Annotated in this window: 13 protein-coding genes; 5 read left to right on the top strand and 8 right to left on the bottom strand. The window is 72.4% G+C overall.

The features are described 5' to 3' along the window. Nucleotides 1–118: 118 nt before the first annotated feature. Nucleotides 119–2680, top strand: coding sequence for an ATP-dependent Clp protease ATP-binding subunit (locus ACIBAG_RS26400; RefSeq protein WP_399108093.1), 2562 nt, complete (start codon nt 119–121; stop codon nt 2678–2680). A 73-nt stretch (nt 2681–2753) separates the two neighbouring features. Here ACIBAG_RS26400 and ggt read toward each other — a convergent pair whose 3' ends face one another. After that, nucleotides 2754–4553 (bottom strand): gamma-glutamyltransferase, encoded by a 1800-nt coding sequence (gene ggt, locus ACIBAG_RS26395; RefSeq protein WP_399108091.1) that lies wholly within the window; start codon nt 4551–4553, stop codon nt 2754–2756. A gap of 133 nt (nt 4554–4686) precedes the next feature. On the opposite strand from ggt, the gene ACIBAG_RS26390 reads away from it, so the two are divergent. Both ACIBAG_RS26390 and ACIBAG_RS26385 read left to right on the top strand, forming a co-directional pair. Continuing rightward, the gene (locus ACIBAG_RS26390; protein ID WP_399108089.1) at nt 4687–5445 is read left to right on the top strand and encodes a hypothetical protein; all 759 of its coding nucleotides are present in this window, start codon (nt 4687–4689) and stop codon (nt 5443–5445) included. Nucleotides 5446–5561: 116 nt separating this feature from the next. Beyond that, the gene (locus ACIBAG_RS26385; protein ID WP_399108088.1) at nt 5562–7130 is read left to right on the top strand and encodes a CocE/NonD family hydrolase; all 1569 of its coding nucleotides are present in this window, start codon (nt 5562–5564) and stop codon (nt 7128–7130) included. A 394-nt stretch (nt 7131–7524) separates the two neighbouring features. Here ACIBAG_RS26385 and ACIBAG_RS26380 read toward each other — a convergent pair whose 3' ends face one another. Next, nucleotides 7525–7932 carry a DUF6278 family protein gene (locus tag ACIBAG_RS26380; protein WP_399108086.1) on the bottom strand — a complete coding sequence of 136 codons (408 nt, stop codon included), beginning with the start codon at nt 7930–7932 and terminating at the stop codon, nt 7525–7527. 187 nt (nt 7933–8119) lie between these two features. Here ACIBAG_RS26380 and ACIBAG_RS26375 point away from each other — a divergent pair, with 187 nt between their 5' ends. Beyond that, nucleotides 8120–9916: an SGNH/GDSL hydrolase family protein gene (locus ACIBAG_RS26375; protein ID WP_399108084.1), complete on the top strand. Its 1797-nt coding sequence runs from the start codon at nt 8120–8122 to the stop codon at nt 9914–9916. Nucleotides 9917–10025: 109 nt separating this feature from the next. Here the strand turns inward: ACIBAG_RS26375 and ACIBAG_RS26370 are convergent, their stop codons facing one another. From ACIBAG_RS26370 to pcaC, 3 genes are all read right to left on the bottom strand, one after another. Continuing rightward, nucleotides 10026–10805 (bottom strand): exodeoxyribonuclease III, encoded by a 780-nt coding sequence (locus tag ACIBAG_RS26370; RefSeq protein WP_399108082.1) that lies wholly within the window; start codon nt 10803–10805, stop codon nt 10026–10028. A gap of 56 nt (nt 10806–10861) precedes the next feature. Next, nucleotides 10862–11497, bottom strand: a complete 636-nt coding sequence (locus tag ACIBAG_RS26365) for an MBL fold metallo-hydrolase (protein WP_399108080.1) — start codon at nt 11495–11497, stop codon at nt 10862–10864. A gap of 96 nt (nt 11498–11593) precedes the next feature. After that, the gene (gene pcaC, locus ACIBAG_RS26360; RefSeq protein WP_399108078.1) at nt 11594–12892 is read right to left on the bottom strand and encodes a 4-carboxymuconolactone decarboxylase; all 1299 of its coding nucleotides are present in this window, start codon (nt 12890–12892) and stop codon (nt 11594–11596) included. 641 nt (nt 12893–13533) lie between these two features. On the opposite strand from pcaC, the gene ACIBAG_RS26355 reads away from it, so the two are divergent. After that, entirely contained in the window at nt 13534–13836 is a 303-nt protein-coding gene (locus tag ACIBAG_RS26355) for a hypothetical protein (RefSeq protein WP_399108076.1), read from the top strand. 208 nt (nt 13837–14044) lie between these two features. Here ACIBAG_RS26355 and ACIBAG_RS26350 read toward each other — a convergent pair whose 3' ends face one another. Genes ACIBAG_RS26350 through ACIBAG_RS26340 form a run of 3 tightly spaced genes read right to left on the bottom strand, consistent with a single transcriptional unit; the run spans nt 14045 to nt 18704 of the window. Next, nucleotides 14045–15796, bottom strand: a complete 1752-nt coding sequence (locus ACIBAG_RS26350) for an ABC transporter ATP-binding protein (RefSeq protein ID WP_399108074.1) — start codon at nt 15794–15796, stop codon at nt 14045–14047. Then, nucleotides 15793–17532, bottom strand: a complete 1740-nt coding sequence (locus tag ACIBAG_RS26345; RefSeq protein ID WP_399108072.1) for an ABC transporter ATP-binding protein/permease — start codon at nt 17530–17532, stop codon at nt 15793–15795. Before ACIBAG_RS26345 ends, ACIBAG_RS26350 begins: the two co-directional genes overlap by 4 nt. Continuing rightward, nucleotides 17529–18704: a SagB/ThcOx family dehydrogenase gene (locus ACIBAG_RS26340; protein ID WP_399108070.1), complete on the bottom strand. Its 1176-nt coding sequence runs from the start codon at nt 18702–18704 to the stop codon at nt 17529–17531. Before ACIBAG_RS26340 ends, ACIBAG_RS26345 begins: the two co-directional genes overlap by 4 nt. Nucleotides 18705–18709 lie beyond the last annotated feature (5 nt).

Raw genomic sequence — 18709 nt, 5'->3', positions numbered from 1 at the left:
GCGAAGGTGTTCTACGAACGCGGCCAGGTGTAACCGGCTTCCGCCCGGGTTACCCGACTCCGGCACGTCGATCAGCGAGGGCGACCCTGCCCGCGCAGGGACGCCGGATGGGAACGCCATGACCAGCGGCTTCAGTGGTGGTCCGGAGGACTACGACCCCTTCGGAGAGTTCCTCGCCCGCTTCTTCGGAGGACCGCGCCCCGGCCCCCGGCAGATCGACATCGGCCGTCTGCTCAGTCAGCCGGCCCGGGAGCTGGTGCGGGGCGCCGCCCAGTACGCCGCCGAGCACGGCAGCCGCGATCTGGACACCCAGCACCTGCTGCGCGCCGCGCTGTCCGCCGAGCCGACCCGAAGTCTGCTCAGCCGGGCCGGCGCGGATCCCGACTCGCTGGCGACGGAGATCGACGAGCGCTCCGGCCCCGTCCAGCACCCGCCCGGCGAGGCCCCGCCGCCGACGTCGCTCTCCCTCACCCCGGCCGCCAAGCGCGCCCTGCTGGACGCGCACGACCTGGCCCGCGCGCGGGGCGCCGGATACATCGGCCCGGAGCATGTGCTCAGCGCCCTCGCCGCGAACCCCGACTCGGCCGCCGGGCACATCCTCAACGCGGCCCGCTTCGCCCCGTCCGGCATGCCGCCCGAGGCTCCGGACACCGCCCCGACGCGGCCTGGCGTCGACCAGCGGCCCCGCGTCGACACCGGGACACCCACGCTCGACAAGTACGGCCGCGACCTCACCGACCTCGCCCGCCGGGGCCGTATCGACCCGGTGATCGGCCGGGACGAGGAGATCGAGCAGACCATCGAGGTGCTCTCCCGGCGCGGCAAGAACAACCCGGTGCTGATCGGTGACGCTGGCGTCGGCAAGACCGCGATCGTGGAGGGCCTGGCCCAGCGGATCGCCGACGTCGACGTGCCCGACGTGCTGAGCGGCCGCAGGGTTGTCGCCCTGGATCTGACGGGCGTGGTCGCGGGCACCCGCTACCGGGGCGACTTCGAGGAACGGCTCAACAACATCGTGGGCGAGATCCGCTCGCACTCCGACCAACTGATCGTCTTCATCGACGAGTTGCACACCGTCGTGGGCGCCGGAGGCGGCGGCGAGGGCGGCTCCATGGACGCCGGGAACATCCTCAAGCCGGCCCTCGCGCGCGGCGAGCTGCACATCGTCGGCGCGACCACCCTGGAGGAGTACCGCAGGATCGAGAAGGACGCGGCGCTCTCCCGCCGCTTCCAGCCGATCCTCGTCCCCGAGCCGACCCCCGCCGACGCGATCGAGATCCTGCGCGGCCTGCGCGACCGCTACGAGGCGCACCACCAGGTCCGCTACACCGACGAGGCGCTCGTGGCCGCCGTCGAGCTGTCCGACCGATATCTCACCGACCGCCGCCTGCCCGACAAGGCCATCGACCTGATCGACCAGGCGGGCGCGCGGGTACGGCTGCGCGCGCGGACCAAGGGCACCGACGTGCGGACCATGGAGCGCGAGGTCGAGCAGCTGACCCGGGACAAGGACCAGGCGGTCGCCGACGAGAGTTACGAGCAGGCGACGCAGCTGCGCGACCGCATCGTCGAGCTGAAGCAGCGCATCGCGGACTCCTCCGGCGACGAGGAGATCGACGAGGGCATGCACCTGGAGGTCACCACCGAGGCCATCGCGGAGGTCGTCTCCCGGCAGACCGGCATCCCGGTGAGCAGCCTCACCGAGGAGGAGAAGGACAAGCTGCTCGGCCTGGAGGAGCACCTGCACGAGCGGGTCGTCGGCCAGGACGAGGCGGTGCGCGTGGTCTCCGACGCGGTGCTGCGCTCCCGGGCCGGACTCGCCAGCCCCGACCGGCCCATCGGCAGCTTCCTCTTCCTCGGCCCGACCGGCGTCGGCAAGACCGAACTGGCCCGGGCACTCGCCGAGGCGCTGTTCGGCAGCGAGGAGCGCATGGTCCGCCTGGACATGAGCGAGTACCAGGAACGGCACACCGTCAGCCGCCTGGTCGGCGCCCCGCCCGGCTATGTCGGCCACGAGGAGGCCGGCCAGCTCACCGAGGTCGTGCGCCGGCACCCCTACTCGCTGCTCCTGCTGGACGAGGTCGAAAAGGCCCACCCGGACGTCTTCAACATCCTGCTGCAGGTCCTGGACGACGGCCGGCTGACCGACTCCCAGGGCCGCACCGTCGACTTCACCAACACGGTCATCGTGATGACCAGCAACCTGGGTTCGGAGGCGATCAGCCGGGGCGGCGCCGGGATCGGGTTCGGCGCGGCAGCCGGTGACGCGGAGGCCGACGAGGAGGCGCGGCGCGAGCGGATCCTGCGGCCGCTGCGCGAACACTTCCGGCCCGAGTTCCTCAACCGCATCGACGAGATCGTGGTCTTCCGCACCCTCACCCACGACCAGCTGGAACGGATCACCAACCTGCTGCTGGACAAGACGCGCCGGCTGCTGCACGCCCAGGGCGTCGCGGTCGACTTCACCGGCGCGGCCGTCGACTGGCTCTCCGAGCGCGGCTACCAGCCCGAGTACGGTGCCCGCCCGCTGCGCCGCACCATCCAGAAGGAGGTCGACAACCAGCTCTCCCGGCTCCTGCTGGACGGCCGGATCGGCGAGGGCGGCCGGGTGACGGTGGACGTGGAGGACGGGCGGCTCGCCTTCCGTACGGAGGATCTGCCGCCCGCCCCTGAGCTCTGACGTGCTAGGCCGTGTCCGCAAAGTCCCGCCTGCCCCGCCCTCCGGGCGGACGACGGGACTTTGCGGACACGACCTAGGACGCGGGCCGCACCACCATCGCCGAGCCGCCGCCGCGCCGTACCTTCTCGGCGGCGGCCAGCCACTTCCCGTTCGGCAGCCGCTGTACACCGGTCGCCGCGCCGATCTCGGCGTTCTGCCGGAAGCCGTGCCCGATCGCGGCCAGGCGGTCCTTCAACGGGCTGTTCCACAGGCCCGGTTCGAGCTCGGTGGTGGTCTGGTTGCGCTGGCTGGCGCGCGGCGCGGCGATCGCGTCGACCAGCGGCAGACCGCGGTCGAGGAACCCGGTCAGGGTCTGCAGCACGGTGGTGATGATGGTGGCGCCACCGGGTGAGCCGAGCGCCACGACGGGCTTGCCGTGCTGGTCGAGCACGATCGTCGGGGACATCGAGGAGCGCGGGCGCTTGCCCGGCCCCGGCAGGTTCGGGTCGTGGACGGCCGGGCTGGCCGGCGTGAAGGAGAAGTCCGTCAGCTCGTTGTTGAGGATGAAGCCACGGCCCGGGACGGTGATGCCGCTGCCGCCGGTCTGCTCGATGGTGAGCGTGTAGGAGACGACGTTGCCCCACTTGTCGGCCGCCGTGAGGTGGGTGGTGCTGTCGCCCTCGTAGGTGGTCGGCGCCGCCGTGCCGCTCGCGTCGCAGGCCGCGGGGTTGCGCGGGTCGCCCGGCGCGACGGGGCTCGTCAGCACCGCGTCGTCCTTGATGAGGCACTCCCGCGAGTCGGCGTACCGCTGCGACAGCAGTTCCTTCGTCGGTACGTCCTCGAAGGCGGGGTCGCCGACCCAGCGCCCGCGGTCCGCGAACGCGATGCGGCTGGCCTCGATGTAGCGGTGCAGGTACTGGACCTCGCTCGCCTTCGACAGGTCCGTGTTCTCCAGGATGTTGAGGGCCTCACCGACCGTCGTGCCGCCGGAGGAGGAGGGCGCCATGGAGTAGACACCGAGACCGCGGTACGAGGTCCTGGAGGGCGCCTGGAGCTTGGTGCGGTAGGCGGACAGGTCCTTGGCGGAGAGGTCGCCGGGGCGGGCCTTCCAGCCGGAAGCCGGGTCCACGGGCGGGTTGTTGACCGTGTCGACGATGTCCTCGGCGATGTCACCGCGGTAGAGCGCCCCGACGCCCTTCTGGGCCAACTCGGCGTAGGTACGCGCGAGATCGGGGTTCTTGAAGGTGGAGCCGACGGCGGGGAGCGCGCCGCTCGGCAGGAACAGCTTCGCGGTGTCCGGGAAGTAGCGGAACCGGGTCTCGTTCGCGGCGGTCTGTGAGCGGAAGGTCTCGTCGACGGTGAAACCGTCCCGGGCGAGCCGCTCCGCGGGCTTCAGCAGGGTGCCGAGTTCTCGGCTCCCCCACTTGTCCAGCGCCTTCTGCCAGGTGGCGGGCGTGCCCGGGGTTCCGACGCTGAGGCCGCTGCTGACGGCCTCGGCGAACGGGATCGCCGAGCCGTTCTCCACGAAGAGCTGGTCGTCGGCGGTCAGCGGCGCGGTCTCACGGCCGTCGATGGTCCGCACCGTGCGGGACTTGGCGTCGTAGTAGACGAAGTAGCCGCCTCCGCCGATGCCGGCGGAGTAGGGCTCGGTGACGCCGAGGGCGGCGGCCGTGGCCACGGCGGCGTCGACCGCGTTGCCGCCCTTGCGCAGGACCTCGATGCCCGCGGCAGTGGCGTCCGGGTCGACGCTGGCGACCGCACCGCCGTAGCCGACGGCCACGGGTACCTTCTCGGCGGGGCTGCCCTGCGCGGCGGGGGGCGCCGCCGCTCCCACCGACACCACGGCGACCGAGACCGCCAGGACCGACAGTTTCCGCGCGACAGGGCGACGCATCCGCACCTCCAGTCAGGGACCGTTCGCGCAGCCTATTCGATCGGCATGCCCTCGTCAGGAGCGCACGAGCCCACGAACAGAGCCGGACCTGTCTCGAACAACGGTTTGCGTTCGCCCGCTACCATGCGCGCCCATGAATGACGACGTGCGCAACATCGTCCTGGGCGTGGTCGCGGCCGGCATCAGTGCCGCGCTCGGCTGGCTTGCCCGCACCTACCTGTGGAAGCGCAAGCTCCGCCGCAAGCAGGCGTTCTTCGGGCTGCCCGACAACGCGGAGTCCCTGCTGGTGGTCAACCGCGGGGCCGGCGGGCCCGAGCTGACGGTGATGCGGTACGACGTGTTCGCACTGCTCGAACTCGCCGCCCTGATCAAGGACTGCAACGCCCACGCCCAGATCGTCCCGCACGACGCGGCCCGCCAGGGCTTCGGCGAACGCACCGAGTTCTGCGTGGGCGGCCCGGCGTCGAACCGCCGCATGATCGCCCACCTGGCCTCCCTGCTGCCCGGGGTGCGGGTGAACGTCGACGCCGAACCCGGCCCCGACCGGGGCGCCTTCCAGGTCGGCTCCGAGCGCTACCGGGTGGAGGTCGGCAAGGAGGAGTACGCGCTGCTCGCCCGGCTGACCGTCGGCGAGAGCCAGGGCACCCGCCCCGTCTTCCTGTTCTGCGGCCAGACCTCCATCACCAACCAGGCCGCCACCCGCTACCTCGCCCGCAACCACGAGCGGCTGTCCCGCAAGCACGGCAACAACTCCTTCGTGCTGCTCCTGAAGGTGGTCAACTCACAGGCGTACGGCCCGGACGTGGTGGAGCTGGTGGCGGACGTGACCCGGGCGGCGCAGGCACCTCTGCCGACACCTGCGGCTCCGCGTAATTCTCACCGCGCCTCCTGAGGTCCGTTACATTCCAGTAATCGTTACTGCCACGTAACTTACCCACGGGTTACTTGCGGTAAGGGGCCCCGGTTACCGTTCGGTCACTTTGTACTGACACGAGTAGGGAGTGACCCGTGGGACACCCTGGCAAGGCCCTGCGTACCACCGCCGTGGGCGCCGTCTCCGCGACCCTGATCGCAGGCAGCGCCCTCGGGGCCGCCCCCGCCGCACAGGCCGCCCCGAACGACGTCCGCTTCGTCGACATCACCGGCGACGGCGGCACCACCCTCAAGGCGAACGTCATCACGCCGGCCGGCGCCGACGGCACCCGCCGCTACCCGCTGCTCGTGCTGCCCACGAGCTGGGGCCTGCCCCAGGTCGAGTACTTCGCACAGGCCCAGAAGCTCGCGAACTCGGGCTATGTCGTGGTCAGTTACAACGTGCGCGGGTTCTGGCAGTCCGGCGGCGAGATAGAAGTGGCCGGCCCGCCCGACATAGCCGACGCGTCCAGGGTCATCGACTGGGCGCTCGCCAACACCCCTGCGGACTCGGCGCACATCGGCATGGCGGGCGTCTCGTACGGCGCCGGCATCAGCCTGCTGACCGCCGCGCACGACAAGCGCGTCCGGGCGGTCGCCGCCCTCAGCGGCTGGGCCGACCTCATCGACTCGATCTACTCCGGCCGCACCCAGCACGTCCAGGCGGCCGCGCTGCTGGACGGCGCAGGGCTCGTCACGGGCCGTCAGAGCGCCGAACTCCGGCAGATCTTCGACGACTTCTACGCCTCTGACCTGTCCAAGGAACAGGACATGATCAAGTGGGGGCAGAAACGCTCGGTCGCCACCTATGTGAACCAACTCAACAAGAACGGCGCCGCGGTCATGCTGGCCAACGCGTGGGGCGACACGATCTTCCCGCCCAACCAGTACGCGGACTTCTACGAGAAGCTGACCGGCCCCAAGCGGCTGGAGTTCCGCCCCGGCGACCACGCCACCGCCGAGATGACCGGGCTGTTCGGCCTGCCCAACGACGTCTGGACGGACACCCACCGCTGGTTCGACCACTACCTCAAGGGCGCGGACAACGGCATCAACCGCGAGCTCCCCGTCCGGCTCAAGACCCGCTCCACGGGCGGCTACGAGGGCTACCCGGACTGGAAGTCGGTCGGCGCGACGAACAGGAAGATCGCCCTCGCGGGCACGACCACCATCCGCACCAACGTCAACTCGGGCGCGGACGGCGGGGTCGTCTTCCTGTCCAGCATCCTCGACCAGGTGGCCCAACTGCCCCCGGTGGCCTCGATTCCGCTGATTCCCCGGCTCTGGGCGGGCGTTTGGCAGTCGGAGAAGTACGCCACGGCCCAACGCGTGCGGGGCACGGCCAAGTTGCACACCACCGTCACCCCGACCAAGGAGAGCGGCACCCTCGTCGCCTACCTCTACGACGTGGGCCCGCTCGGCCTCGGCAAGCTGGTGAGCAACGCGCCGTACACCTTCCACGGACGTACGCCCGGAAAGCCGTTCACCGTCGACCTGGAGCTGTACTCCACGGCGTACGACGTCCCGGCGGGGCACCGGCTCGCCCTGGTCGTCGACACCGTCGACCCGCTCTACATCGAGCACAACCCGTCCGGCGCGCGGCTGACCTTCTCCTCGCCGGCGAACGACCCGTCATACGTGTCGATTCCACTGCGCGAGCAGTGATCTCCGGCCGGCGCCGGACGGGTATGGCTCTATGACTGCTGCCCCCTGCCGCCCCTGGACCCAGGGGCCGTGGGGGGATCCCCACCCGGCAGCAGCGTCCCTGGTCGCGGCCGAGGCGAACGCCACGGCCTTGGGGACGGACGGAACATCGTAGTCGAGGTCCGGCGCGGGGAGGATTCCGATGCGGTCGATGATGGCGCCGGCCATGCCCAGCCCCCAGTCGCGTTCGGCCTTGTAGCGGTCGCCGCAAACTATCCGGGTCAACATCCACTTGATACGCGACACGCACTTTTCGGACATAAGCCGTATTTACGGCGCCCTTACCTCGCAGTGCGCCCCTCATCCCGGCGCACGCACCAACGGCGCACGCAGCAACGGCGCACGCGTCAGCGCCTCACGCCTCCGCGACTTCCGCGTACAGCTGCGACAGCTCCGGCACCCCGTTCGCGGCCCACTCCCGCCCCGAGGCCACGACATCGAACTCACGGCCGGAGGCGAGCCGGACGACCGGCTGGCCGTCCGGCCAGATCTCCCAGGCGGCCCCGGGCACGGTACGCACGATCACGGTGCCGAGATACAGCCCGGCGTCATTGCCCAGCCAGGGCAGGACCTCCTCGTCGTCCCGCCAGCGCGGCACCAGCTGGTCGAGCGCCTCCAACGAGGCCGCGGTGTCGTCGAGTCGGATCCCCGCCCGGGACGCGTGGGAACGCAGGAGTTCACACTCGGAGAGCAGTTCGGCGATGCCCTCGGGATCGACCGCCCCGCGCTTCTCGGGCCGGTGGCCCAGAAAAGGGATCTTCATACGTCAAGCGTGTCATTCGTACTGCCGAACGCACCACAGGCGCGCGGGCCGTCGATTCCGGTCGAGTTCACGCCGACTTCGGGCATGGCTCGTTGACGGGTCACGGGTGCCTCTCTAACTTCTCGGTGCGTCTTGCGTCCCGACAGAGGGTCTCGTCCGAACTTGTCATGAGCAGTCATACGTAGTCGTGAGCGGTCGTGAACGGGAGGAGTCGGAGTTGCGCCGATGTGTGTGGGGGTCCACGGTCGTCCTCGCTCTCTTCGCGGCCCTGGTGCCGGGGGTCTCCGCACAGGCGGCCCCCGAGCGCAGAGCCACGCCGCTCCCGCTGGAGCGGCTCTTCGACAACATGGCCGTCAGTGACGACGCCCGGCCCTCGGAGGGGAACTTCGACGGGTCGGGCGCCTCCCTGTCGGCGCGGGATCTCGCGGCGGCGGGCTGGACACCCGGGCGCGCGCTCACCGTCCAGGGCGCCCGGCTGACCTGGCCGAAGCGGCAGCCGGGCGAGCCGGACAACGTCCGGGCCGAGGGCCAGGAGGTGCGGGTGCGCGGCCGCGGCGACGCGCTCGCGTTCCTGGTGGCGAGCACGGACGGCACCGACGCCGGCGGAACGGGGACGGTGCGGTACATGGACGGCACCTGGTCCGCCTACCGCCTGACCGCCCCCGACTGGCGCACCGGCCCGCTCGCCACCAAGGCGGTCGCCCTGCCGCACATCAACACCCCCGCCGGTCAACTCGCCGAGCGGGCGCGCCTGTACGTCGTGACCGTGCCGCTCTCGCCGGGACGCCAGGTCGCCTCGGTACGGCTGCCGCACGCGACCGGGCTGCATGTGTTCGCGCTCGCCGTACGCTCCCCCGCTCCGGGCTGGACGGGGAGTTGGACGGCCGCGACGGGCGGCCACCCGACCGTGGGGCCGTGGACCGACCGGACGTTGCGGCTGGTCGTGCACGCCTCGGCGGGCGGGCCACGGGTGCGGCTGCGGTTCGACAACACCTTCGCGTCGGCTCCGGTGCGGATCGGGAGCGCCACCGTGGCGGTGCAGCAGACGGGCGCGGCGGCACGGGGCACGCCGGCCCCGGTGACCTTCGGGGGCGCGGCGGGCGTCGTGATTCCGGCGGGGGCGCAGGCGTACAGCGATCCGCTCGACTTCGACGTGCCCGCGGACACCAATCTGCTGGTCAGCTTCCATCTGCCGGGGACAGTGCCGGCGGCCCCGGTGCACCGGCTCGCACAGCAGCGGTCGTATGTGAGCGGGCCGGGCGACCACACGGCGGACGGCTCGGCGACGCCGTACGGCACGGTCCTGACCAGCTGGCCGCTGCTGACCGGCGTCGACGTGGGCGGTGGGCCCGGATCCGTGGTGCTGCTGGGCGACTCGATCACGGACGGCGACAAGTCCACGGTGGACGCCAACCGACGGTGGCCCAATGTGCTGGCCACCCGGCTGCTGAACCAGGCCGAGGTCCCGCACTACGGGGTGCTCAACCAGGGAATCTCCGGCAACCGTGTGGTCAGCGACCGCTATCCCGGTGACGGGGTGTCGACGGACACGGCCGGCGTCAGCGCCCTGTACCGGTTCGACCGGGATGTCCTGGCCCAGACGTCCGCGCGTACGGCGGTGGTGTTCGAGGGCATCAACGACGTGCGGGCGCAGACCACGGCCGAGCAGGTCATCGCGGGGCTGCGGGAAATCGCCGACCGGGGACACGCGCGGGGGCTGCGGATGCTGGCGGCGACGCTCCTGCCCTGCGAGGGGGAGGCGCGTTGCACGGCGGCCGTCGACGCCGAGCGGGCCGAGATCAACGCCTGGATCCGGACGGCGGGGGTGTTCGACGGCGTGCTCGACTTCGATGCCGTGGTTCGGGATCCGGCGCGGCCGTCCCGGATGCTTCCCGCGTACGACAGCGGGGACCATCTGCACCCGGGCGACGCGGGGCTGGCTGCGCTGGCTTCGGCGGTGGATCTGCGGGCGTTGGTGCCGTGACATTGCGGGGGTGGTGGCCGGCCCCGGCTGGGGGCTGCCGCCCCCAGCCCCCGCTTCGGCCCTTGAGGGGCCTTGCCCTCAAGCGCCGGGCAGGCTGCAGGGCGCTGTCCTACACGTCCAGATCCACGACCACCGGCGCATGGTCCGACGCGCCCTTGCCCTTGCGCTCCTCCCGGTCCACGTAGGCGTCGGTGACCGCCTTGGAGAAGGCCTCGTTGCCGTAGACCAGGTCGATGCGCATGCCGCGGTTCTTGGGGAAGCAGAGCTGGCGGTAGTCCCAGTAGGTGAACGGGTGCTCGTACTTGAGGGGGCGCGGAACCACGTCGGACAGGCCGGACTCGCGCAGGGAGGCGAGGGCGGCGCGCTCGGCGGGGGTGACGTGGGTGGAGCCCTCGAAGGCGGAGCGGTCGTAGACGTCGTCGTCCGTCGGAGCCACGTTGTAGTCGCCCATCACCGCGAACGGGCGGCTGCCGCCCGCGTCGCCCGCGACGGCCGCCTTGAGGGCCTCGAACCACTGGAGCTTGTAGGCGTAGTGGGGGTGGTCCACCTCACGGCCGTTGGGCACGTAGACCGACCAGACGCGCACCGGGCCGCAGGTCGCGGAGATGGCGCGGGGCTCCACCACGCCGTCGTACCCGGGATCGCCGGGCACACCCTTGACGACGTCCTTGAGGCCGACGCGGGAGAGCACCGCCACGCCGTTCCACCGGCCGGTGGCGTTGACCGCCGCCTCGTAGCCGAGGTCGCGCAGCGGGTCGACCGGGAACTGGTCCTCGGCGACCTTGGCCTCCTGGAGGCACAGCACGTCGGTGCCGCTGCTCTCCAGCCAGGCCAGGAGCCTCGGCAGGCGGGCGGTGATCGAGTTCACGTTCCAGGTCGCGATGCGCATGCCTGACAACCTACCGGGCAGGACTGACAACCCGGCCCCGCCCGGCGTGGGACCGCTCACACCTGCGCCGAGTCCCCCGGCGTCAGGCGCAGATGCTCCGCGCCGCCCAGGCCGCCGATCTGGCGGTCGTAGATCGGGCGGGCCAGGTCGGTGAGCAGGGCGTCGTGGATGTCGTAGGCGCGCTGCGGCTTGACCTCGCGGACGTAGTCGATGACCTCCGAGATCTTGTTCCAGGGGGCCATGACCGGCAGCATCAGCGTCTCCACCGGGTGGTCGGGCACGGTGAGGGCGTCGCCCGGGTGGAAGACACGGCCGCCGTCGACGAGATAGCCGACGTTGGTGATGCGCGGGATGTCCGGGTGGATCACGGCGTGCAGTTCGCCGTGGACCTGGACGTCGAAGCCGGCCGCGGTGAAGGTGTCGCCGTGGCCGACGGTGTGCACGCGGCCCGGGAAGGCCGACGCGATCTTCTCCGCGACCGACTTCAGGGTCCAGATCTCGGCGGCCGGGTTGGCCTCCATGGCCGCGCGCAGGCGGAGTTCGTCGAAGTGATCGGGGTGCTCGTGTGTGACGAGGATCGCGTCCGCGCCGAGCGCGGCGTCCTCCTCGCTGAATCCCCCGGGGTCGAGGACGAGCGTCCGGCCGTCCTTCTCCAGCCGGACGCAGGCGTGCGACTTCTTCGTGAGCTTCATGGGTCCATCCTGGCGCGCGCAGGTGGCGGATGCTCACACCGCGGGTGCTCGCGGCCGTGGCTGCTCACATCCGCGGATGCCCGCCGCCGCGGACGCTCACTCCTGCGGGGTGGTCTCCTCGCGTATGACCTGCTGCGCCACCTTGAAGGCGCTGTTCGCCGCCGGTACGCCGCAGTACACGGCCGCCTGCAGCAGCACTTCCTTGATCTCGCCCGGCGTGAGGCCGTTGCGCAGGGCGGCTCTGATGTGGAAGGCGAGTTCGTCCATGTGGCCGCCCGCGACCAGGGCGGTGAGGGTGACGCAGCTGCGCGAGCGCCGGTCCAGGCCGGGTCTGTCCCAGATCTCGCCCCACGCGTACCGGGTGATGAACTCCTGGAAGTCCCCGGAGAACTCGTCCGCCTGCGCCAGCGCGCGGTCGACGTGCGCGTCGCCGAGCACCTCGCGACGGACCTTGATCCCCGCGTCGTACGGGTCCGGTCGTCCCGCCGGCTGCGACGGTACGGCGGCCGGGGCTATCTCGGCGACGGGCGCCGGCTGGGGAGGCGCCGCGGCCAGGACCGGCTTGGCGGGGGCGGCGACGATGGCCATCTGGCCGGTGGTCGAGTCGTAGGCCGGCTGCCAGGCGGTGGAGAAGTGCCGGACCAGCAGGTCGGTGACGGCGGCGGGCTGCTCGACCGGGACGAGGTGGGAGGCGCCGGGGACGACGGCGAGACGGGCGTCCGGTATCCCGGCGACCAGCGTGCGGGCCTCGGCGGGGCCGGTGACCTGGTCGTCCGAGCCGACGAGGACGAGGGTGGGCACGGTGACGCCGGAGAGCTGTGACCGCACGTCGAAGGCGGCGAGTGCCTCGCAGGCGGCGATGTAGCAGCCGGGGTCGGTGGTGCGCACCATCTGCACCGCCCACTCGGTGATCGCGGGCTGGGCGGCGGCGAAGCCGGAGGTGAACCAGCGGTCCGGCGAGGTGCGGGCGATGGGGTCGAGGCCGTTCGTGCGCACGATCACACCCCGCTGCCGGAACTCGTCGGCCGTGCCGAAGCGGGGCGAGGCGGCGATCAGGGCGAGCGAGGCGACGCGCTCCGGGTGGCGCAGGGCGAGTTCGATGCCGAGGGCGCCGCCGAAGGCGCAGCCGGCGAAGCCGAAGCGCTGCACGCCTAGGCCGTCGAGGGTGGCCAGCAGCCGCTCTGCGAGATCCCCGACCGAGCCCGCCGGGTACGCGGGCGCGCCGCCGTGTCCCGGCAGGTCGAACCGGAAGACACGCCACTGCTGGGCCAGCTCCGGGACCTGCCGGTCCCACATGTGCCAGGTGGTGCCCAGAGAGGGACCCAGGATCAGGACGGGAGCCTCTTCTGGCCCGTCAAAGCGGTATTGCAGGGTGTTCGTCACGCTCTCACTCACGTCCTGCACGCTCTCACATCTCACAACGGCCCTATGACGGGGGCTGTGAGGATACGGGCCGGATCGGGTGAAAGACCTCCGGGGCGACGTAGCGTTTGAGACATCGGTCGATCGCACGCCGGGTCCTGCCCTCCTTGATGCGGCGCTGCAGCCCGCAGCCCTGAAAGGGACGACGACCCTGCCATCCCGCATCTTCTCAACGAGCGAGATGACCGGCGCGGGACGTTGGACCGTCTCGAGGAGCGTGTACTGCTGAAGTTCCGCGACCATCCGCCCCCCGGTCTGCCGCCGGAGGCACTCGAACCTCATTCGACGGCTTTCCGCACCCGGCTCAGACTCGAAGAGGCCCGCTGGCGCCCGTCGGCGCCGGCCGGCTCACGGTTCACGCGGGCGACACGGTCGTGAACCGGCACCGGCCCTCCCGCCAAGCAGGCGTCACGGCGCCCGCCTGCCGAGAGCCCAGTTTCCCCAAGCCATTGCCACCAGTTGGTCCACCCATGACCTTCCATCACGGAGGATCGACACGGCGACCAACGGCCAACCGGCCGCGAAACACATGCATGGATTGCCATGTATTAATGTCGCCATGGGCTGCCCGCCGGGAAGGCGCGGGCAGTCGCCAGCACAAGCAAGGAGCCCCCATGACCACGGCCACCGAACACCGCACCCACTCCGACCACACCCACGTCCACGGCGACGGCTGCGGCCACGTCGCCATTCCCCACGGCGACCACACCGACTACGCCCACGACGGCCACCTCCACCGGACGCACGAGGACCACGTCGACGAGTGCGCCAACGCCGGCCACGCCGTCCACGAGGACCACGACCACCAGCACGGCGAGGGCTGCGGCCACGTGGCCGTGCCGCACGGCGACCACACCGACTATGTGCACGACGGACACCGCCACGCCGCCCACCAGGGACACTGGGACGACCACTGACGATCCCGACCGCGAGCTGCTGCGCGCCCTGGCCGTGGCGCACATCGTGCGGGACGCCATCCCCCACGCTCAGGAACAGCCACCGCACGAACAGGTCGGCGCCACCGCGACGGCCGTCCATCCCCCATGGGCGGCCGTCGCTGTTCGCGGCCCGTTCTCCGGTCGGTCACGGGAAGCTCCGCCATCGAGGGGCCGGAGTTCAGGACAGTCAGGACGGGGTGACGGCCAGGACGCGGCCCAGTGCGCTGCCGGGACGGGTGGTCAGTTCCTCCCAGGTGCCTTCCTCCGTGATGCGGCCCGCTTCGAGGACGGCGATGCGGTCGGCGCGGCGGATGGTGGCGGGGCGGTGGGCGATGACGATCGTGGTGCGGTCTCCCTTGCCCAGTGCGGTGGCGAGTTGGGCGTCGCCGGCGTTGTCCAGGTGGGCGGTGGTCTCGTCGAGGACGAGGACTCTCGGCTGGGCGAGCAGCGCGCGGGCGAGCGCGATCCGGGCGCGCTGGCCGCCGGAGAGGGTGGAGCCGCGTTCGCCGACGAGGGTGTCCAGGGGGGCGATCCGCTCTACGCCGCACAGCCGGGCCGTCTCGGCGAGGAGGTCTTCGTCCGCCTCGGGTGCGGTGAGCCGCAGGTTGTCGGCGAGGGTGCCGTGGAAAAGCGGGGTGCCCTGGCCCACCACAGCGACGGCCCGCCGGAGTTCGGCATCGCTCAGGTCACGCAGGTCGACGGGATCGGCGTCGCCGGGTATCAGGTGGACGGTTCCCTCGGACGGGTCCCAGAAGCGGGCCAGCAGGTGGGCGCAGGTCGACTTGCCGGCCCCGGAGGCACCGACCAAGGCGAGCGTCTGTCCTGCGCGTACTGTCAACTCGACTCCGTCCAGCACGGGTTGACCGCCGTAGTCGAAGCGCACCTGATGCAGGCGGACACCCAGTGGACCGGTAGGAAGCGGGCGGGGTGAGGCGGGCGGCGGGGCGAGGGCGGGGGCTTTCAAGGCCGCGCCGACCCGGGCGGCTGCAGCGCGCAGTCCCACTGCCTGGCTCAGCGCCCTGGCCGACTCGGCGACGGGGCCGAGCACCGACAGGGCCAGCGCCATCGCCGCCGGAGCCCAGGCGCCGTGCAGCCGCCCGGAGGTCACGGACTGCGCCGCGGCGGCCACCACGCCGAGCACGGCGAGCACGATGAGGAAGTCGCGAACCGCGGCGGCCATCGCCTCCCAGGTGGCCTCGGCGCGCTGGGCCTCCCCCACTCGCCGGCCCTGCTCGGCGAGCCGGGCCCGCCGCTCGGCCAGCCCGCCGAAGGCGAGCAGCTCACGCAGCCCGCCGACGGTCTCCACGGTGTCGGCCGACAGCTTCGCAGCCGCCGCCCGGGTGCGTGCACCGCGCGCCGCACGCCCGCGCGCGTCGGCGAAGGGCGCCACGGCGAGGAGCCCGGCGACCGGCAGCACCACCGCCGGCAGCCACGGCTCAAGCGTGGCCAGAACAGCGGCACCGCCGGTGAACACCACCCCGGACGCGAGGAGTTGGGCGGTCGTGTGCGCGTAGAAGAACTCCAGTGCCTCGACGTCGGCCATGGCGGTGGCGGCGAGGTCTCCGCTGCGCCGGCCGGCGACACGGGCGGGCGCGCTGCGGGCGAGCCCGTCGAAGACACGCACGCGCAGTTCGGCCAGCACCCGGTAGGCCAGGTCGTGCGAGAGGTCCATCTCGCGCCAGGTCATCAGGGCGCGTACGACGACGAGGACGAGGAGCGCGGCGACCGTGCCGGCCGTGGGGGCGCGGTCCTCGATGACGGCGGTTCCGACGGTGTGCGCGGCCAGCGTCAGCAATGTGACGAGTGAGCCCTGCTCGATGAGCGCGGCGGCGCAGGTGCGGGCCATCATGGCGCGGTGCCCGGCCAGGGCGGGAAGCAGGGCGCGCAGTGAGCCGCGCGCGGGCAGGTCGGCGGGAGTGCTGTCTGTGGTGCTGCTCATGCGGCGAGCCCTCCTTCGTAGGTGTGGCCCGCCTTGACGAGCTCCGCGTAGACGCCCCCGGCTTCGACAAGGGCGGCGTGCTCGCCGACGGCGTCCACCCGTCCGCCGTCGAGGACGACGATGCGGTCGGCGTGCCGCACGGCGGCGAGCCGGTGAGCGACCACCAGGACGGTCCGGCCGCCTGCGGCGTCCAGCAGTTCCCGGACGATGTCCGCCTCGCGGCGTTCGTCGACCGCGCTGGTGGCCTCGTCGAGGACGAGCACCGGGGCGTCGGCCAGCAGAGCCCGGGCCAGGGCGAGCCGCTGTCGCTGGCCGCCCGACAGGGTGGCGCCCCGTTCGCCGAGGACGGTGGCGTAGCCGTCGGGGAGGGCGGTGATCTCGTCGTGGATGCCGGCGGTGCGTGCCGCGCGCGTCAGTTCGTCGTCCGTTGCGTCCGGCCTGGCCAGCCGCAGGTTGTCGGCGATGGTGGCATGGAAGAGGTACGTCTCCTGGGAGACGACGGCGATGCCCTGCCGCAGCGAGTCGAGGGCGTACTCGGTCACGTCGCGGCCGTCGAGGGTGATCCGGCCGCCTTGCGGGTCGTGGTGGCGCAGGAGCAGGGCGAGGAGCGTGGACTTACCGGCGCCGGAAGGACCGACGATCGCGGTCGTACGTCCCGCCTCCGCGGTGAAGGTGACGCCCCCGAGCGCGGGCGTCTCGGCGCCGCTGTACGTGAACTCCACGTCCTCGAAACGCAGTTCGGGCGGACCTGTCCGGTGCGTCGGTGCGCTTCCCGTGTCGGGGACGGTGGGCTCGGCGGTACGCAGCGCCGCGATCCCGTCCGCGGCCGACACGCCCAGGTACCCGGCGTGCCACTCGCGGGACAGGTCGCGGACCGGCCGGAAGCACTCGGAGGCCAGCAACAGCACCAGGTAGGTGCCGGTCGCCGCGGTGGATCCGGTGACGGCCGACCAGCAGGCCAGCAACGCGGCGGCCGCGGTGCCACCCTGGATGGCCAGGTCCGTGATGCCGGTGTCGACGAGGGACACGCGCAGTTTGGCGACGGTTGCCCGGTGCAGCGCCGCGGACCGCTTCTCCAGCCGCTCCCGGGTGCGCCCGACGGCGCCGGCGGCCCGCAGCGCGGGCATGCCCTGGAGGGCTTCCAGGTAGTCGGCGCCCAGCCCTTCGTACGTGTCCCAGTGCTCCTTGCCGCGCTCGGCCAGCAGCCGGTCCCAGGCGCGCGGCCCGAACAGGGCGAGCAGCAGGGCCGGGACGAGACCGAGGAGGGCGGCCGGTTCGACGGCGGCCAGGGCGGCGAGCAGCAGGGGCGGCACGGTGAGGGTGATCAGGAGCTGGGGCAGGTAGCGGGAGACGTAGGCGTCGACGCCCTCCACGCCGTCGACGAGGGTGGTGCGGACGGCGCCTGCCCGCGCGGTGGTCAGGTGCGCGGGGCCCAGCCGTCCGAGGTGGGCGAGGAGTTCGTCCCGCAGAGCCACCCTGACCGTGGCCCCGGCGCGGGTGGCGGTATGCCGCTGCCGGTGGCCGAGCCCGGCGCGTGCGACGACGACACCGAGCACCGCGCCGAGGAGCAGCGGGAGCCGGTCCGTGCGGCCTCGGGCGACGTCGGCGAGGGCGACGGCCAGCAGAACGGCCTGCGCGAGGTGGGTGAGGGTGACGGCCGCCTGCAGGAGGGTGGCCGCGAGCAGGGACCGCTGTGCGTGCCGTGCGGCGCGGCGCAGCTCGGGGTGGACGATCACGAGGTCTTCTCCTCGTCGGGGTGGGTGGTGCCGAGGGCGAGGCCGTGGACGATCCAGTCCCGGCCCGGTGGGGCGCCGAGCGCGGCGCCCAGGTCCGCCTGCTGCCAGGAGCCGACGGGGCGGGCGGCCAGCCCATGTCGTACGGCGTCCATGTGGGCGAGGTGGACGGCGAACCCTGCTCGCAGGTGGGCCCGGCGGACCCGAGGGGCGTCGGCGTCCGACGGGCAGCCGTGGGCGATCAGGACGGCGCCCGCCTCCGCGATCCACGACTGACGTGCGGCCCATACCGCGAGCGTGGGCCGGGCCTCTCCCGCCGCGAGCGGCCGCAGGATGCCGTCCGGGGCCAACTCGACCAGCCCTGGCTGTGGTTCGCCGACCGCCGCGCACCAGGCGACCTCACCGGCGCTCGCCTGGACGGCGGTGGCGAGCAGCGCCCGCAGAACGTCACGGGGCGGGGTGCCGCGCAGCGGTGGTGGTGCGCTGCGGCGGGTCAGCAGCTCGTGGGGCGTGGGTGCGGGCGCGGCCTGACCCGTCTCCTCGGGAAGGTGGGGCGCCTCGGTCGGCCGTGTCCCTTCCAGCGGACGCGTCCCCTCGGGCAGGGCGAAGTGCACTGCGGCGACAGGGCCGTCGGCGGGACCGTCCAGCCGTAGCACCGGCTCGCGCAGGCCCAGCGCAGGCCCCGCCAGCCACAGCGCCGCGGCGACGTGTCCGGTGTCCAGCAATATCAGCGGCCAGGCGCGGTGGCCGTAGTGGGAGACCGTGCGCTGTGGGGTGACGAAGAGTTCCACGGTCATCCCCGGAACGGTCCCATCGGGTTGTCGGCCGAAGCGGTGCACACGGTGGCCCAGCGGGTCGTAGCCGTAGCGCCCGGGCGGCAGCGGGCAGCCGGGGCCCACGACGAGCTCGGCGTCCACCGGGTGCAGCGCACCGGCGGAAGGGGCTGGCCGCAGCCGTCCGGAGCCGTCGGAGGCCGCCAGGGAGAAGCGGAGCAGGGCCCGCAGGTCGAGCTCCCCGGGAGCGGCCTCCGGGATGGGGCACGGCGGCCCCGGCCAGGCACGGACCATGGACCCGCGGGGCGTATCGGAGCCGGGATCCTCGGGGGAGCGGGCGCGGGCGAGGGCGCTGACGAGGTCCACCGGGCCGTGCTCCTTCGAGTCCACGGTGTGTGCCACAGGCG

Source organism: Streptomyces sp. NPDC051243, from assembly GCF_044455405.1.
Taxonomy (GTDB): Bacteria; Actinomycetota; Actinomycetes; order Streptomycetales; family Streptomycetaceae; genus Streptomyces.
The sequence above is the reverse complement of the archived record's forward strand: the minus strand, read 5'-3'. Positions and strand labels throughout refer to the sequence as shown.

Excerpts from the sequence above, each read along its gene's own strand:
- ACIBAG_RS26355 (WP_399108076.1), top strand. The coding sequence starts at position 13,534 with ATGACCACGGCCACCGAACACCGCACCCACTCCGACCACACCCACGTC.
- ggt (WP_399108091.1), bottom strand. The coding sequence starts at position 4,553 with ATGCGTCGCCCTGTCGCGCGGAAACTGTCGGTCCTGGCGGTCTCGGTC.
- ACIBAG_RS26390 (WP_399108089.1), top strand. The coding sequence starts at position 4,687 with ATGAATGACGACGTGCGCAACATCGTCCTGGGCGTGGTCGCGGCCGGC.
- ACIBAG_RS26370 (WP_399108082.1), bottom strand. The coding sequence starts at position 10,805 with ATGCGCATCGCGACCTGGAACGTGAACTCGATCACCGCCCGCCTGCCG.
- ACIBAG_RS26350 (WP_399108074.1), bottom strand. The coding sequence starts at position 15,796 with ATGAGCAGCACCACAGACAGCACTCCCGCCGACCTGCCCGCGCGCGGC.
- ACIBAG_RS26365 (WP_399108080.1), bottom strand. The coding sequence starts at position 11,497 with ATGAAGCTCACGAAGAAGTCGCACGCCTGCGTCCGGCTGGAGAAGGAC.
- ACIBAG_RS26400 (WP_399108093.1), top strand. The coding sequence starts at position 119 with ATGACCAGCGGCTTCAGTGGTGGTCCGGAGGACTACGACCCCTTCGGA.
- ACIBAG_RS26380 (WP_399108086.1), bottom strand. The coding sequence starts at position 7,932 with ATGAAGATCCCTTTTCTGGGCCACCGGCCCGAGAAGCGCGGGGCGGTC.